The sequence below is a fragment of the Mycolicibacter terrae genome (assembly GCF_010727125.1).
GTDB classification, from domain to species: Bacteria; Actinomycetota; Actinomycetes; order Mycobacteriales; family Mycobacteriaceae; genus Mycobacterium; species Mycobacterium terrae.
In genome coordinates this window covers 509,522-525,148 of the sequence record NZ_AP022564.1, presented here as the reverse complement: position 1 = coordinate 525,148, position 15,627 = coordinate 509,522, and the positions used below count along the sequence as shown (strand labels likewise).

The 15,627-nt window shown below is 69.0% G+C and carries 16 protein-coding genes; 4 read left to right on the top strand and 12 right to left on the bottom strand.

What is annotated here, in order from left to right; all coding sequences use genetic code 11:
• Positions 1-25: 25 nt before the first annotated feature.
• From G6N23_RS02520 to G6N23_RS02510, 3 genes are read right to left on the bottom strand one after another with little or no spacing between them, the layout of a single operon-like run.
• Positions 26-1,756, bottom strand: a complete 1,731-nt coding sequence (locus tag G6N23_RS02520) for an alpha/beta hydrolase (RefSeq protein ID WP_085261618.1) — start codon at positions 1,754-1,756, stop codon at positions 26-28.
• A 10-nt stretch (positions 1,757-1,766) separates the two neighbouring features.
• On the bottom strand, positions 1,767-4,082 hold the full coding sequence (purL, locus tag G6N23_RS02515; protein WP_085261617.1) for a phosphoribosylformylglycinamidine synthase subunit PurL: 2,316 nt from the start codon (positions 4,080-4,082) through the stop codon (positions 1,767-1,769).
• Between the two features lie 21 nt (positions 4,083-4,103).
• Positions 4,104-5,369 carry a M18 family aminopeptidase gene (locus G6N23_RS02510; protein WP_085261616.1) on the bottom strand — a complete coding sequence of 422 codons (1,266 nt, stop codon included), beginning with the start codon at positions 5,367-5,369 and terminating at the stop codon, positions 4,104-4,106.
• A gap of 51 nt (positions 5,370-5,420) precedes the next feature.
• Between G6N23_RS02510 and G6N23_RS02505 the strand changes: the two genes are divergently transcribed.
• Both G6N23_RS02505 and G6N23_RS02500 read left to right on the top strand, forming a co-directional pair.
• The gene (locus tag G6N23_RS02505) at positions 5,421-6,443 is read left to right on the top strand and encodes a Dyp-type peroxidase (RefSeq protein WP_085261615.1); all 1,023 of its coding nucleotides are present in this window, start codon (positions 5,421-5,423) and stop codon (positions 6,441-6,443) included.
• A complete protein-coding gene (locus tag G6N23_RS02500) occupies positions 6,440-7,237 on the top strand; it encodes a family 1 encapsulin nanocompartment shell protein (RefSeq protein WP_085261614.1) in 798 nt (265 codons plus the stop codon). The genes G6N23_RS02505 and G6N23_RS02500 overlap by 4 nt, the downstream gene beginning before the upstream one ends.
• 12 nt (positions 7,238-7,249) lie before the next feature.
• On the opposite strand, the gene G6N23_RS02495 is transcribed toward G6N23_RS02500, so the two are convergent.
• Genes G6N23_RS02495 through G6N23_RS02475 form a run of 5 tightly spaced genes read right to left on the bottom strand, consistent with a single transcriptional unit; the run spans position 7,250 to position 10,638 of the window.
• Positions 7,250-8,239, bottom strand: a complete 990-nt coding sequence (locus G6N23_RS02495) for an aromatic/alkene monooxygenase hydroxylase subunit beta (protein ID WP_085261613.1) — start codon at positions 8,237-8,239, stop codon at positions 7,250-7,252.
• Positions 8,240-8,242: 3 nt separating this feature from the next.
• Complete coding sequence (locus G6N23_RS02490; protein WP_085261612.1) at positions 8,243-8,554, bottom strand: MmoB/DmpM family protein; 312 nt, start codon at positions 8,552-8,554, stop codon at positions 8,243-8,245.
• Positions 8,551-8,886: a Rieske 2Fe-2S domain-containing protein gene (locus G6N23_RS02485; RefSeq protein WP_085261611.1), complete on the bottom strand. Its 336-nt coding sequence runs from the start codon at positions 8,884-8,886 to the stop codon at positions 8,551-8,553. The genes G6N23_RS02490 and G6N23_RS02485 overlap by 4 nt, the downstream gene beginning before the upstream one ends.
• Entirely contained in the window at positions 8,873-9,124 is a 252-nt protein-coding gene (locus tag G6N23_RS02480; protein WP_085261610.1) for a toluene-4-monooxygenase system B family protein, read from the bottom strand. Before G6N23_RS02480 ends, G6N23_RS02485 begins: the two co-directional genes overlap by 14 nt.
• A gap of 5 nt (positions 9,125-9,129) precedes the next feature.
• On the bottom strand, positions 9,130-10,638 hold the full coding sequence (locus G6N23_RS02475; protein ID WP_085261609.1) for an aromatic/alkene/methane monooxygenase hydroxylase/oxygenase subunit alpha: 1,509 nt from the start codon (positions 10,636-10,638) through the stop codon (positions 9,130-9,132).
• 338 nt (positions 10,639-10,976) lie between these two features.
• Between G6N23_RS02475 and G6N23_RS02470 the strand changes: the two genes are divergently transcribed.
• A complete protein-coding gene (locus tag G6N23_RS02470) occupies positions 10,977-11,447 on the top strand; it encodes a MarR family winged helix-turn-helix transcriptional regulator (protein WP_234808660.1) in 471 nt (156 codons plus the stop codon).
• 23 nt (positions 11,448-11,470) lie between these two features.
• Here the strand turns inward: G6N23_RS02470 and purQ are convergent, their stop codons facing one another.
• Complete coding sequence (gene purQ / locus G6N23_RS02465; protein ID WP_085261606.1) at positions 11,471-12,145, bottom strand: phosphoribosylformylglycinamidine synthase subunit PurQ; 675 nt, start codon at positions 12,143-12,145, stop codon at positions 11,471-11,473.
• Entirely contained in the window at positions 12,142-12,381 is a 240-nt protein-coding gene (purS, locus tag G6N23_RS02460) for a phosphoribosylformylglycinamidine synthase subunit PurS (protein ID WP_085261605.1), read from the bottom strand. The genes purQ and purS overlap by 4 nt, the downstream gene beginning before the upstream one ends.
• Positions 12,382-12,463: 82 nt before the next feature.
• Between purS and G6N23_RS02455 the strand changes: the two genes are divergently transcribed.
• Positions 12,464-13,102 (top strand): MBL fold metallo-hydrolase, encoded by a 639-nt coding sequence (locus G6N23_RS02455; protein WP_085261604.1) that lies wholly within the window; start codon positions 12,464-12,466, stop codon positions 13,100-13,102.
• A gap of 91 nt (positions 13,103-13,193) precedes the next feature.
• Here the strand turns inward: G6N23_RS02455 and G6N23_RS02450 are convergent, their stop codons facing one another.
• Positions 13,194-14,849 (bottom strand): FAD-binding dehydrogenase, encoded by a 1,656-nt coding sequence (locus G6N23_RS02450; protein WP_085261603.1) that lies wholly within the window; start codon positions 14,847-14,849, stop codon positions 13,194-13,196.
• A 19-nt stretch (positions 14,850-14,868) separates the two neighbouring features.
• Complete coding sequence (locus tag G6N23_RS02445) at positions 14,869-15,579, bottom strand: DUF2334 domain-containing protein (RefSeq protein ID WP_085261602.1); 711 nt, start codon at positions 15,577-15,579, stop codon at positions 14,869-14,871.
• Positions 15,580-15,627 lie beyond the last annotated feature (48 nt).

Here is a 15,627-nt window from a genome sequence, read left to right as displayed (position 1 = left end):
GGGTATCCGCGGGCGCGCAGCGGCCTCAGGACACCGGCCCGTCGGTCCCTCGGGACTCACGCAGCGCGGTCCGCAGCCGCTCGGTGTCGGCCGGCTCCCACCCCTCCGGCGGCAACACCGCCACCCAGCCGTCCAGGATGGTGTCCGCGTAGTTGTGGCCGTGCCCGGTCGGCATCGATTCACCGTGCGCCAGGTCGGCGCTGACCTGCCAGAACGTCACCACGGGATACCAGCGCATGGACGCGGTGCGATCGGGTCCGGGCGGCTCGGTCAGCCAGTCCGGCCGGGCGAACAGCAGATCCGGGGACCACCAGACCACCGGGTCGGAGGCGTGCTGCAGGAACAGCACCCGGGGGCCGAGCCACGGCGGAGCGGCGATCGCCGCGATCTCGGCCGGCTTTGTGCCCTGGGCGAAGCGCACGGTTCGGCCGTTGTCGTAGCGCGGCAGCGCCGCCGGGGTACCCGGGTCGCGCCGCACCAGCAGCGCGTGCCACAGCGGGCTGGCCTGCGGGGGGCCCACCCACAGCACCGCGTCGAACCCGAGCTCGGCGATGTCGGGCAGCCAGTCGAAGGCAGCCTGACCGGCCATCGCCCCCAGACTTTCGCCGTAGAGCACCAGCTTGGGCCGCCGGTCGGCCGGCAGGCGTTGCCAGCGGTCGGCGATGGTGTGCACCAGCAGCCGGCCGGAGTCCATTGATTTGCGCTGGTCGGCCAGGAACGAGATCCAGCTCGGCAGGTAGGAGTACTGCACGGCGACGATCGCGGTGTCGCCGTTGTAGAGCAACTCCAGCGCGTCGGCCGCGGCCGGATTGACCCAGCCGGTGCCGGTGGTCGGTACCACGACCAGCAGCTGACGGTCGAAGGCGTGCGTGCGTTCCAGTTCGTCGACCAGCAGCTCCATCCGGGCCTGGTCGTCTCCGGCGCTGTGCAGGCCGGCGTAGACGCGGATGGGTTCGCGGGCGGTCCGGCCGTTGATCCGGCTCAGCTCGGCGGCGTGCGCTCCGCCGGCGACGAAGCTGCGCCCCTGGCTGCCCAGGGTGTCCCAGGGCGCCAAAGACGCCGGGCTGCCGGAGCGCTCCGGTTGCTGGGGCTGCACGGCCCAGGGTTTGGTGGCGCTGTTCTCGGGCTGGAACACCGCGCTGGCGCCGGCGAAGAACCCGCGGATCAGCACCCCGTTGATCAAGGTGACCAGCACGACGACGACGATCGCGGTGCCGATGAACAGGGCGACTTCACTGTTCAGGTGCCAGCGCCGGATCAACGCCCGCGCCACCAGCCGAGTGGTGTCGATCAGCGTCCGCACCGTCGCCACCAGCGCGGCGGCCACACCGATCGCGACGGCGAGGGTGCGCAGGTAGCCCAGCGTCGCCGGGCCTTCGATGCCCAACAGCTCCGAGACCTGTCGTTGCCAGCCGGCGGCCGGGATCAACATCAGCACGCACGCGGCCGGCGCCGCCACCACCACGGCCGCCTTCAGCCCGAGCAGCACCCGTTGCGACGGCGGCCACCAACGGGCACCGCGCAGCACGAACCGGTCGGCCGCCGCGCCGATCAGCACGCCCAGGCCGTAGCCGAAGGCGGCGTTGATGCCGCCGATCAGCCCTTGGAACAGCCAATCGCGCGGCAACAGCGAAGGGGTCAGCGACAGGCAGAAGAACAGCGCGCCGAACGCCACTCCGACGAACTTCAGCCGTAGCAGCCCCCACGCCCACAGCAGCAGCGGGTGTCTGACCCGCGCTGCGACCGTGGTCCCCATGCCGGTGCGGCTATCCGAAGATCCCCGGCAGCACCGCCTCGGATGTACTGCGCAGTTCCGCCAGCGACACACGGAACTGGTCCTGAACCTCCACCTCCGCCTCGCCGCCCAGGGCGTGGTCCACCACGCCGACGCGGGTGACCGGCAGCCCGCGCGCCTCGCACATGGACTTGAACCGGCTCTCCTCGGTGCGCGGCACCGCGACCAGCGCCCGGCCCGCCGACTCGGAGAACAGGAAGACGAACGGGTCGGCATCTTCGGGAACAAGTATGCGGCAACCGGTTTCGCCGGCGATGGCCGATTCGACCACGGCCTGGATCAGGCCGCCCTCGCTCAGGTCGTGTGCCCCGGAGACCAGGCCGTCGCGCGATGCCGCGCACAGCACCTCGGCGAGCAGCTGCTCACGCTCCAGGTCGACTTTCGGGGGCAGCCCGCCCAGATGGTCGCCGGTCACCTGCGCCCAGATGGAGCCGTCGAATTCATCGCGGGTGTCGCCGAGCAACATCAGCGTCTCGCCCGGTTCGACGCCGAACGCCGACGGCAGCCGGCGCTCCACATCGTCGATGACGCCGAGCACCCCGACCACCGGGGTGGGGTGGATCGGCGTCGCACCGGTCTGGTTGTAGAAGCTCACATTGCCACCGGTGACCGGAATCCCCAGTGCCGCACAGCCATCCGCCAATCCGCGCACCGCCTCGGCGAACTGCCACATCACGCCGGGGTCTTCCGGGGACCCGAAATTCAGGCAGTTGGTGACGGCGATCGGCGTGGCGCCGGTGACGGCCACGTTGCGGTACGCCTCGGCCAGCGCCAGCTGAGCACCGGTGTAGGGGTCCAGCTTGGTGTAGCGGCCGGAGGCGTCGGTGGAGATGGCGATCCCACGGCGGGAAGCCTCATCGATGCGCAGCATGCCGCCGTCGGCGTGCTCGGCCAGCACGGTGTTGCCGCGCACGTAGCGGTCGTACTGCTCGGTGATGAACGCCCGGCTGCACAGGTGCGGGCTGCCCAGCAGCGCGAGCAGAGTTTCGCGCAGCTCCTCGCCGGTTGCCGGTCGCGGAAGACGATCAGAGCGGTCGGCGTTCAGTGCGTCCTGGGTGTCCGGGCGCTGCACCGGACGGTGGTAGATCGGGCCCTCGTGGGCCACCGTGCGCGGCGGGACGTCGACGACGGTCTGCCCGTGCCAGGTGATCCGCAGCCGGTCGCCTTCGGTGACCTCACCGATCACGGTGGCCAGCACGTCCCACTTGTCGCACACCGCCATGAAGGCGTCCACGTTCTGCGGGGTCACCACGGCGCACATGCGCTCCTGCGACTCGCTGGAGAGCACTTCGGCCGGGGTCATGTTCGCCGCGCGCAGCGGCACCTTCTCCAGCTCGATTGCCATACCGCCGTCACCAGCGGACGCCAGTTCCGAAGTGGCACAGGATAATCCGGCACCGCCGAGGTCCTGAATGCCGACCACCAGCCCGGCGGCGTAGAGCTCCAGGCAGCACTCGATGAGCACCTTCTCGGTGAACGGGTCGCCGACCTGAACCGATGGCAGCTTCTTGCGGCCTCCCGAAGATCCTGAGCCGCTCTCGTCTCCGCCGAAGGTGTCCGATGCCAGCACCGAGACACCACCGATGCCGTCCAGGCCGGTGCGCGCCCCGAACAGGATGATCTTGTTGCCGGCGCCCGACGCGAACGCCAGATGCAGGTCTTCCTTCTTGAGCACCCCGACGCAGAGTGCGTTGACCAGCGGGTTGCCGGCGTAGCAGGGGTCGAAGACGGTCTCACCGCCGATATTGGGCAGCCCGAGGGAGTTGCCGTAGCCGCCGATGCCGCGCACCACCCCGTCGAGCACCCGGCGGGTGTCGGGGGCATCGGCGGCACCGAAGCGCAGCTGGTCCATCACCGCGATCGGACGGGCGCCCATCGCCATGATGTCGCGCACGATCCCGCCGACCCCGGTGGCCGCACCCTGATAAGGCTCGACGTAGGACGGGTGGTTGTGCGACTCCACCTTGAAGGTGACCGCCCAGCCGTCACCGATGTCGACGACGCCGGCGTTTTCGCCGATGCCGGCCAGCATGGCTTTGCGCATCTCGTCGGTGGTGGTCTCGCCGAAGTAGCGCAGGTGCACCTTGGAGGATTTGTAGGAGCAGTGCTCACTCCACATCACCGAGTACATGGCCAGCTCGGCGTCGGTGGGCCGGCGGCCCAGGATGTCACGGATGCGCTGGTACTCGTCGTCTTTGAGGCCCAGCTCGGCGAACGGTTGCGGGTGGTCGGGGGTAGCGGCGGCGTCTTCGACGGTATCTACGGCAGGCCCGGGCGTCACGGCCATAGTCTATGGCACGGATTTGGCTCAGTCCGGCGCCAGGAACGCCGCCAGGGCTGCCGCGTAAGAGGCGACGTCGCGCGCACCCATCAGTTCACGCGCCGAATGCATGGCCAGCTGCGGTGCGCCCACGTCGACGGTGGGGATCCCGGTGCGCGCGGCGCTCATCGGACCGATGGTCGACCCGCATGGCAGGTCGGCGCGATGCTCATAGCGCTGCAGCGGCACTCCCGCCTGGTCGCAGGCCAGGGCGAACGTCGCGGCGGTGCGGCCGTCGGTGGCGTAGCGCAGGTTGGGTTGCACCTTGAGCACCGGCCCGGCGTTGACCGCGATCTGGTGGCCCGGTTCGTGGCGGTCGGGGTAGTTGGGGTGGGTGGCGTGCGCCATGTCCGCCGAGGCCAGCGCGGAGCCGGCCAGCCGCCGCAGGAAGTCCTCCCGGTCCCCGCCGGCGGCCAGCGTGATCCGCTCCAGGACGCCTCGCAGCAGATCGGACTGGGCGCCGTGATCCGAGGTCGACCCGACCTCCTCGTGGTCGAACAGCGCCAGCACCGGCAGGAAAGGCCCCGGCTCGCCGGCCAGCAGGGCTTCCAGCCCGGCGTAGCAGCTGGCCTGGTTGTCCAGCCGCGGCGCGCTGACGAACTCCTGCCCCGCCCCGGTCACCCCCGACGGCACCAGGTCGTGGGTCATCAGGTCGAAACCCAGCACGCCGCGCGGTTCCACGCCGGCGCGTTCGGCCACATAGCTCAGGAAATCCCGGGTCTCGCCGCCGGCGGCCCACACCGCGTTGAGGTGACGCTGCGGGTCCAGCGTGACCGCCTTGCGGTCCTCGGCCAGGTGGATGGCCAATTGCGGCACCCGAAGGATCGGCTCGTCGATGCGGACCAGGTGGTGGCTGATTCCGGTACCGGCCTGCACCGAGAGCCGCCCGCTGACACCCAGGTCACGGTCCAGCCAGGAGTTCAGCCAGGCGCCACCGTACGGCGCCAGCGCCACCAGCTGCCAGCCGGCCACCTCCCGGGCGGGATGCTGCTTGACCCGCAGGTTCGGGCTGTCGGTGTGGGCGCCGATGATCCGGAACGGCTGGGCGCTCTCGGCGCGCTCGGGACTGTGCCAAGCCACCAGTGAGCCGGCCCGGACGGTGAAGTACCGGCCGGGCGTCTCCGGCCAGCGGTCGATCTCCGCGACCTCGGTGTAGCCGGCGGCCCGCAGCCGCGCGGCCACGGTCGCGCAGGCGTGAAACGGCGACGGTGAGGCGTCGATGAACTCGCATAATCCGGTCGCGGTGGCCGCCATGGCTCAAGTCTTTCGCATCCGCAGCCTGGCGGGGACGTTAGGGTCGATACCGTGCCGTCCGTTCAGCCCGTCACCGCTCCGTTGACCTGTGCGGCCATCTTCCTGGTCGCCACCATCGATGAGGGTGGTGAGGCGACAGTGCACGAGGCGTTGCCGGAGCTGGCCGGTTACGCCCGGGCAATCGGCTTCCGCGACCCGACCAAACGGCTGTCGCTGGTGACCTCGATCGGCTCGGACGCCTGGGACCGGTTGTTCGCCGGGCCCCGCCCGGCGCAGCTGCATCCGTTCGTCGAGTTGGTCGGTCCGCGTCACACCGCGCCGGCCACCCCGGGGGATCTGCTGTTCCACGTCAAGGGCGAGACCATGGATGTCTGCTTCGAGCTCGCCGGGCGCATCGTCAAGGCGATGGCCGGTGCGATCACCGTGGTCGACGAGGTGCATGGCTTCCGGTTCTTCGACAATCGCGACCTGCTCGGCTTCGTCGACGGCACCGAGAACCCGGTCGGCGACGAGGCCGTGGATGCCACCGCCGTCGGGGACGAGGACCCGGATTTCGCCGGCGGGTCTTATGTGCACGTCCAGAAGTACCTGCACGACATGGCCGCCTGGGAGGCGCTGCCGGTCACCGAGCAGGAGCGCGTGATCGGCCGCACCAAGGCCGACGACATCGAGTACGACGATGCGGTGAAGCCGGCCAACTCGCATATCGCGCTGAACGTGATCACCGACGAGGACGGCAACGAGCTCGACATCGTGCGGCACAACATGCCGTTCGGCTCGGTGGGCGCCGGCGAGTCCGGCACGTACTACATCGCCTACGTCCGCGACCCGGAGATCACCGAGCAGATGCTACGCAACATGTTCTTCGGTGACCCGCCGGGCAACACCGACCGCATCCTGGACTTCTCCACCGCGGTCACGGGCGGACTGTTCTTCACCCCGAGCGCCGACTTCCTCGACGATCCGCCGCCGCTGCCGGGCCTGGCGGCGGCCCTGACCCCCGCTGAGCCCGTCGAACCCGCCGGCGTTGATGGCTCACTGAATATCGGCAGCTTGAAAGGAAATTCGTCATGAACAACCTGTATCGCGATCTGGCCCCGGTCACCGAGGCGGCCTGGGCCGACATCGAGCAGGAGGCGGCCCGAACATTCAAGCGGCACATCGCCGGACGCCGGGTCGTCGATGTGAGCGAGCCAGCCGGCCCGACGGCGGCAGCGGTGGGCACCGGCCGGCTGACCGGGATCGGCGCCCCGGCCGACGGCGTGGTCGCCGACCTGCGCGACAGCAAACCGCTGGTGCGCCTGCGGGTTCCGTTCACCCTGTCGCGTGCGGAGATCGACGATGTCGAGCGCGGTTCGCAGGATGCCGACTGGGATCCGGTGAAGGCCGCTGCCAAGAAGCTGGCGTTCGCCGAGGACCGGATCATCTTCGATGGCTACCCGGCCGCCTCGGTGGAGGGCATCCGCAGCGCGAGTTCCAATTCCGAGTTGACGTTGCCGGACGACCCGCGCGGCATCCCGGATGTGGTCAGCCAGGCGCTGTCGGCGCTGCGGCTGGCCGGGGTGGACGGCCCCTACTCGGTGCTGCTGTCCGCCGATGCCTACACCAAGGTCGCCGAGACCTCCGATCACGGCTACCCCATCCTGGAGCACCTGCGCCGGCTGGTCACCGGCGACATCATCTGGGCGCCGGCGATCGACGGCGCGTTCGTACTGACCACCCGGGGCGGCGACTTCGACCTGCGGCTGGGCACCGACGTGTCGATCGGTTATGAGTCCCATGACGCCGAGAACGTGCAGCTCTACCTGCAGGAGACGCTGACCTTCCTGTGCTACACCGCAGAGGCCGCGGTCGCGCTGACCTGCTAGGCGTCGGTGCGGTCAGTCGGCCCACTGCGCGGTGAATGCGGCGACCGAGCGCGCGGCCCGCTCCCGGACGGCATCGGGATCGGGCAGCGCGGCGGCAAGGCCCTCGACAGCTCGCTCGGCGCGGGGGCGCCAGCCTTCGATCCAGCCCTCGATGACCGCGCGGTTGGTCGAATCGGCGCTCAGCGCGTAGCGGGCCAGGGCGGCGTGCCAGGCTTGGTTTCGGGTGGTGTCCACCCGCGATTCGGACAACAGCGCTGCTGTCAGCCCGTCGCCGTGGTCACCGGCCAGCTCGACGAAAGACTCGTTGAACAGCGCGTCGAGTGCCGGTTTGACCACCAGGTTCAGTGCGGTGAAAGCCTCCCCCCAGTCGTAGGCCAAAAGCAGTCGTTCCAGCGTCTCGCGGGCGGGCTGCCAGGCCTCGTCGGTCTCCCAGATTCGCCGTGCCGCTTCGGAATTCGCCAACTGGATATCGTGATTGAGTGACAGTGATTTGGCGCGATAGGCGATCCACTGCAGTGCCCGCAGTTCGTCGGCGGCTTGGAAGAACGCCGCGTTGGTGATGTAGGCGCTCGGTGCGAGTTGTCCGACGTAGAGACTGGTTATCTGAAGGACATGCAGCAGGTAGCGGGCAGGGGCGTAGATGCGGGACAGTGTCTCGATCCAGCCGGGATCGAGTTTGTCGTCGCCGCCGAGCGTCTCGTAGTGGTCGACCACGCCCTCGGCGTAGACCTCGCGGTCGTGTTGCAGTGCGATGTAGCGGCGGTAGTTCAGTGCGGCGGGATCACGGAACCCTTCCCAGTCCTCGGCCTGCAGGGGTGAGCCTTCGCGGTGTTTGAGGTACCAACGGTTGATGGGGCTGCCGGGGTCGAGGTCGAAGGGCGCCGGCCGGCGGTTGAAGTGGTAGTGGAACCGGCCGGTGACGGCTTCGTACTCGGTGGGTTTGCGCCGGGTGTCGCCGGCGATGCTCCAGGTCTTGAGCGGCCGGGTTTTCGCGGTGGTCATGTGTCAGTCCTCTCGGTCCAGGTACCAATGCAGTTCGTCGTCGCCGACATAGCGGATTCGCCCGGCGAACGCCACCAATGCCGGTTCCAGGGTCGCCAATGGGAACGCCTGGCCCGCAGCTGATTCCAGGCTCGATCGGGTTACCCGCAGGAATCGCGGTGCGTGGATACGCACATAGCCGGCGTGGTCCTCGATGGTGATGGCGGCTTCGGGGTTGTCGGCGAGGATGGCCTCGGTCAGGGCGGCGACGACGTCGGGGTCGAAGCCGCGGACAACCGGGCCGACAAGTTTGTCCTGTTCCGCGGCGGTGGTCATCGGGCTTCCCCTTCGGTGAGCAATATGGTGATCTGGTCGCCTTCGAGGCGTACCGGATGGCTGCGTAGCCGGCAGTTGGCCGGATTCACCCCGGCGCCGGTGGTCAGGTCGAACTCCCAGCTGTGCGCGCCGCAGGTCAATATGTCGTCTTCGACGTCGCCGTCGGCCAGCGGGAATCCGGCGTGTGGGCACAAGCCGTCGTAGGCGCGGATTGCTCCGCCGCGCAGGTGGGCGATCAGGATCGGCCGATCATCCACTTCGAATTCGGCCACCTCGCCCTCCCACAGGTCGTCGAGGCTGGCCACCGGAGTCCAGGTGCTAACGCTGGTCATAGAAGACCTCGACGTGGTCCAGTGGGCCGACTCCCGACGCACCGATGCCCGCCTCGGGGTCCAGCACGGTGCCGTTGTGGCGCAGCCGGATCGGGGCATCGCGTTTAGCGACGCGGTGTCCGACCACGTGATGGGCGATCGCCGCGCTGACGGCTTCGACGCTGTCGGCGTCATCGACCGGGACGAGCAGTTCCAGCACGTCGCCCTCGAACAGGGCGGTCAGGGGAAGCAGTGCCATGGTTTTCAGCCTCTCGATCCGGGGCGTGCACCGTTGAGCGCCCACCCGTAGTTGTCGGCGTCCTGGCCCTGTTCCTCGGCCGAGAGCCCGAAGTACTGCAGCACGGTGCCGAGGTCCGGTGGGCTGATCTCACCGGACAGCACCCGGTCGATCAGCGACTGGTGGCCGGCGAACCGGTCGGGCCGCTGGGTGAAGATCCACCGGCACGGCTCCGAGCAGAACAGGTACTTGCGGTCGTTGTGCACGTGGGTCAGCGGGGCCGCGTCGGTATGCGCGCCGAGGATCACCCCGGCGGCTCGCACGATGGGCAGTTGGCACAGGTTGCAGGTGATCGGCAAGGTCTCGGGCAGGGTGGCGGCGATGTCGCCGTTGCGGATGTTGTCGGTGATGACATCCCAGTGCTTTCCGAAGTCGCGGTTCCAGCCGGGGTACTTCTCCTCCAGCCACAGTCGCTCGGCGTCAGAGACGCCGGCGTCGGGGTTCCACCACACCGTGGGGCGGTAGTACCACACGCCCACATGGATGGCATGGTGATACCAGCTCAGCTCGTTGATGAATTCCTCCCAGTACCAGGGCAATTCGAGCCCATAGTCGCGGAACTGGTCGGCGAACTGCTTGACCACCCAGTCTTCGATGAACTCCTTGAAGCTCATCCGCCGACTCTCCAGTGGGGTGTAGTAATCCATCGACAGACCGGTCAGCAGGGCGAAGATGCGCCACGACCGCCAGAACATGTGGTCGATGAGGAACTGGCCCCACGCGGCCTCGCCGTTGTCGGCCAGCACCTTGATGGTGGGCTCGCCCTGCTGGGCGTGGCGTGCCTCGTCGGTCTGAATGGAACTGATCAGGGCGCCGAACTCCAGATCGCCGACGTCGATGGCGTCGGCGGCCATCCCGAGGAACTGCAGGTTGGTGAATCCGGTCTCCAGGGTGAAGGTCAACTGCAGCGCGATCGACAACGCGTCGTTGGCGACGAACATGTCGTCGAACAGATAGCGCACCGCGAGCACGATCCAGTTGTTGGTGTGAAACGCCTTGAGCGCCCAGTCGCCTCGCGGCTCCTTGTCGAGCAGGCCGTAGGGGAAGAATGCCTGGATCTGACCGTGCCGAACCTCGTCGAGGGCGCCGAAGGTCGCGGTGTTGCGCCAGGCCGCCGAGCGACCGAATCTGCCCATCCGCGCTTCACCGATCGAGGCCAGGTATTCGGGCATGGTGATGGCGCCGTAATGCGCCACGATGACCGACTTCCAGCCCGGGTCGAGTTGCTCGAACAGCTTCGATCGTCCGATGGCGTTCTTCAGCGAGTAGGTGGTGGTGTCCTTGGTGACCTGATTGTGTACGTATTCGCGGTAACCGACCTTGTAGGGCTCGTCCCACTTCAGCCAGGCCTCCGCGGGAACCCGATGCGTGCCGGAGAGGTCTTCAGGAAACACTTCCTCCTCGGTCACGTAGCGAAACGTCCAGTTGGTGTCGCGAGCCAGGTCGTACCAATCACTGCGAGAAAGTTTGGGCATATGTCGTCCTTGGTCGGGCGTGAGCTGCGATCTCCCGCCGCGTTGAGCTGTGTCGATGACGGGAACACAACCATGATGCAACAATTGGCGAGGACTCCTAAGTATTAGGATCACGCTGATTCGCAACATTGGGTCCGACCCGGGCTGCCGGTAGGCTCCGACCCCGACACCACGCCGCCAGCAAACGTGCACAAGAGGGAGGTCGTGCTCTGAAATCCGAAGACGCACGCCACCGAAGCCTGGACGCCAAGATCGTCGCCGCGCTCGACCGGGTCGGCGATGGCCTGCACGTGCTGGCCAGGCGGGCCGCCGAAAGCCACGACCTATCGAGTACCCAGATGCGGCTTCTCAGTTGGCTTTACGTCGGCCCACCGCCCGCCGCGCACGCCAGCACGCTGGCCCGCGAACTCAACGTCTCCGAGCCCACCGTGAGCGACGCCATCGCGGCACTGATCCGCAAAGGCATGGTGGTGCGCACCCCGGACCTCGATGACCGCCGCCGTCACGCTCTCGCCCTCACCCCGGCCGGTCGCAAGACCGCGGCCCAGCTCGCACGCTGGACCGCACCCGCCGAGATCGCCACGTCCAAACTCGACCACGCCGAAGCCGAACAGCTGCTCGACACGCTGCTGGTCGTCATGGCCCGCCTGCATGACGCGCAGTTGCTGCCCGTCACCCGGGCCTGCAGCACCTGCACGCAACTGGAAACCATCCAGACCGACCGGCGAAGCTACCGCTGCAGGTTCTACGACACACCGATGACCATCTCGGACCTGCGCGTCGACTGCTCCGACCACGTCACGGCGTAGCCAGCCGTGCCTCGACGACGCCGCTAAGCGGCCAGCACGGCGTCCAGCGCGGAGTAGAACAGCCCCAGCCCGTCATCACTGGGCCCGGTCAGGGCCTCGATGGCGTGCTCGGGGTGCGGCATCAGCCCCACCACCCGGCCGTTGGCCGAACTGATCCCGGCGATGTCGCGCAGCGAGCCGTTGATGTTGTCGAGGTAGCGGAAGACCACCCGCCCTTCGCCCTCCAGTTCGTCGAGCACCGCCTCAGCGGCCACGTAGCGTCCCTCACCGGACTTCAGCGGCACCAGCAGGTCGGCGTCGGCCTCGAACCGCGACGTCCAGGCCGTGTCGGTGGAGGCCACCCGCAGCCAGACGTCACGGCACACGAAGTGCAGGCCGGCATTGCGGGTCAGCGCACCCGGCAGCAGTCCGGCCTCGCACAACACCTGGAAACCGTTGCAGATGCCCAGCACCGGCAGCCCGCGCCCCGCCGCCTCGACGACCGCGCCCATCACCGGGGCGAACCGGGCGATGGCGCCGGCGCGCAGGTAGTCGCCGTAGGAGAACCCGCCCGGGACGATGACGGCGTCGACCCCCTTCAGGTCGGCGTCGGCATGCCAGAGGCTGATCGGTTGGGCACCGACGAACCGGACCGCGCGGGCGGCGTCGACGTCGTCCAGAGTGCCGGGGAAGGTGATGACACCGACGCGGGCGCTCACGGCGTGTCCCGGCTGACGGTCCAATCCTCGATCACCGTGTTGGCCAGCAGCGTTTCGGCGATCTCGGCGAGCGCGGCGTCGTCGATCGAATCGTCGACCTCGAGTTCGAAGCGCTTGCCCTGCCGCACGTCCGACACTCCGGCGTGTCCGAGCCGGGAAAGCGCGCCGACGATCGCCTGACCCTGCGGGTCGAGAATCTCGGCTTTGGGCATCACGTGCACAACCACCCGGGCCACGCGCGCTCCTACTGTCGACGGGAATCGGTCGGGTCAACAATACCGATGCCCGTCTGCGGCGCCGGAGCGCACAATCGAAGGCATGCGTCTGACCCACTTCGGCCACTCCTGCCTGCTCGCCGATTTCGTCGACACCACGGTGCTGTTCGACCCGGGCAACTTCTCGCACGGCTTCGAGGGCATCACCGGGCTGTCGGCGATCCTGATCACCCATCAGCACCCCGACCACGTCGACACCGCCCGGCTGCCGGCCCTGATCGACGCCAATCCGGAGGCGGCGCTCTACGCCGACCCGCAGACCGCCGCCCAGCTGGGAGCGCCGTGGCAACCGGTGCACGTCGGGGATTGCTTCGAACTCGGCTCGCTGAGGGTGCGGGGGGTGGGTGGTCAGCACGCCGTGATCCACCCGGAGATCCCGATGATCGACAACATCTCCTACCTGGTCGGCGACGCCGGGCACCCGGCCCGGTTGATGCACCCGGGCGACGCGCTGTTCGTGCCGGGCGAACCGGTGGATGTGCTGGCCGCCCCGGCCGCCGCACCGTGGATGAAGATCGCCGAGGCGGTCGACTACCTGCGCGCCGTGGCGCCGCGCGCCGCGGTGCCGATCCACCAGGGCATCATCGCGGCCGACGCCCGCGGCATCTATCACGGCCGGCTCGCCGAGATGGGACGCACCGACTTCCAGGTGCTGCCCGCCGAGAGCGCCGTCGCCTTCTGACCCCCATTCCGCCGAGCGTGCGTGTTGGTCCGGCGACACGCCGGGTGTGGGCGTGCAGCTACGCACGCTCGCGGCGGCGGCGAACCCCGATTCAGGCGATATCGCGGGCGGCGCCCCGGCCGGCAGCACGGCCGGAGAAGATGCACCCGCCCAGGAAGGTGCCCTCCAGCGCCCGGTAACCGTGCACCCCGCCGCCGCCGAAGCCGGCTACCTCGCCGGCCGCATACAGCCCGTCGATCGGCTTGCCGTCGGCACCCAGCACCCGGGAGTCCAAGTCGGTCTCCAAACCGCCCAAGGTCTTTCGGGTCAGGATGTGCAGCTTGACCGCGATCAGCGGACCGGCGCCCGGATCGGTCAACCGGTGCGGGGCCACCACCCGGCCCAGCCGGTCACCCAGGTAGGCCCGGGCACCACGGATCGCGGTGATCTGGCCGTCCTTGCTGAACCGGTTGGCCACCTCGCGGTCGCGTGCGGTGACCTCGGCGGCCACCGTCGCGTAGTCCAACGGCACCACGTCGGGCAGGTCGTTCATGCGCGAGACCAGATCGCGCAGCGAATCGGCATGGACGAAGTCCACGCCGCGGTCAACGAACGCCTGCACCGGTGGCGGCGGTCCCGACCGGGCCCGAGAGGTGATCAGCTGACGCAGGCTGCGCCCGGTCAGGTCCGGGTTCTGTTCCTGACCCGACAGCGCGAATTCCTTCTCGATGATCTTCGCGTTCAACACGAACCAGGTGTAGTCCTGCCCGGAGTGAGCGATGTGCTCCAAGGTGCCCAGGGTGTCGAAGCCGGGATACAACGGCCCGGGCAGCCGGGCGCCCGTCGCGTCCAGCCACAGCGGTGACGGACCGGGGATGATCCGGATACCGTGGCCCGGCCAGATCGGGTCGTAGTTGGTGATGCCTTCGGTGTAGTGCCACATCCGGTCCCGGTTGATCACCCGCCCGCCGGCGGCCTCGGTGATACCGATCATCCGGCCGTCGACGTGGGCGGGCACCCCGGCCAGTAGCTGGTCGGGGACGCGGCCCATCCGCTCCGGCCAGTTCTGGCGCACCAGATCGAGGTTGCCGCCGATGCCACCGCTGGTCACCAGCACTGCGGATGCACGGAATTCGAACTGCCCCAACGTGTTGCGTGACGACGCCACACCACGCGGCGCGGAGGACGGTTCCAATACACTGCCCCGCACACCGGTCACCCGGCCGTCTTCGACGATCAGCTCGTCGACCCGGTGCCGGTGCGCGAAGCGGACGGTCGGCCGGCCCCGCAACCGGCCCGCGAAGATCTCGACCAGGGCCGGCCCGGTCCCCCAGCTGATGTGGAACCGGGGCACCGAATTGCCGTGCCCGATCGCGCCGTAACCGCCGCGCTCGGCCCAGCCGACCAGGGGGAAGATCTTCAGCCCGCGGGCCCGCAGCCAGCTGCGTTTCTCACCGGCGGCGAAGTCGACGTAGGCGTGCGCCCATTGCCGCGGCCAGTGGTCGCACGGGCGGTCGAATCCGGCGGTGCCCAGCCAATCCTGCAGTGCCAGTTCGTGGCTGTCGCGTACTCCCAGCCGCCGCTGTTCGGGGCTGTCGACGAAGAACAGTCCGCCGAAGGACCAGAACGCCTGCCCGCCCAGGTTCGCGCTGTTCTCCTGGTCGACGATCAGCACCCGCTGGCCGCGGTCCACCAGTTCGCAGGCCGCCACCAAACCGGCCAGCCCCGCCCCGACGATGATTGCGTCGGCGTCCGCCTTACCGCTCATGGCGATCCAGGGTAACCAGTCAAGCGCTCAGCCCGGAGGCCACGTCGGCCGCGACCGGCCATCGGTAGCGTTCCGGTCTGCAGCCGTGGCCCAGCGCCGCGTCCACCGCGTCCAGCATGGCCGCCACCACGCCCGGTTCGCTCAACTGGCGAGCGCTCACCGACAGCCGCACCACACCGCCGCGGCGTGCGATGCGTTCGCTGGTCGCCACCACCATCCGACACCACCAGGGCGCGGCCAGAAAGCCCGCCCCCACGCCGACCACCCGGGCCCGCACGGTGCGGTCCGTCACCAGATCGGTCACCGTGTGCAGACCGGCGAGCAGACGGAATCCGTTGCCCGGCAACACCCGCACTGTTCCCGGCGACACCGTCCAGCCGGGCGCGGCGAACAACCGGGTGCGCAAACCCAGATGCTCCAGCACGCGGTCCGCCCCGAGCAGCCGCAGGTTGGCCTCATGGGCGGGCAGGGTGGCGAACTCGCCGCGGCGTTTCTTGGTGGCGGCCTCGTCGAATCCGTGCAGGACGATGGCGGCACCGTCGGCCCGTCGATGCACCAGCCAGTCGACGGTGCTCGGGTCGCGGTCCAGCCGGTAGTCCGCCCCCAGCCGCGGCGCCACCAGCAGCGACACCGGGACCACGCGGGCGTCCAGTTGCGCGCAGAACGCCTCGGCGTCGGCGCAGGTGCGTTCGCCGATCCCCGAGATGGAGACGATCAGCTGTCCGGTCATAGCCCCAGTGTTGCCGGTGCAGGTGACCGGCCGGTGACATCGAGGAAG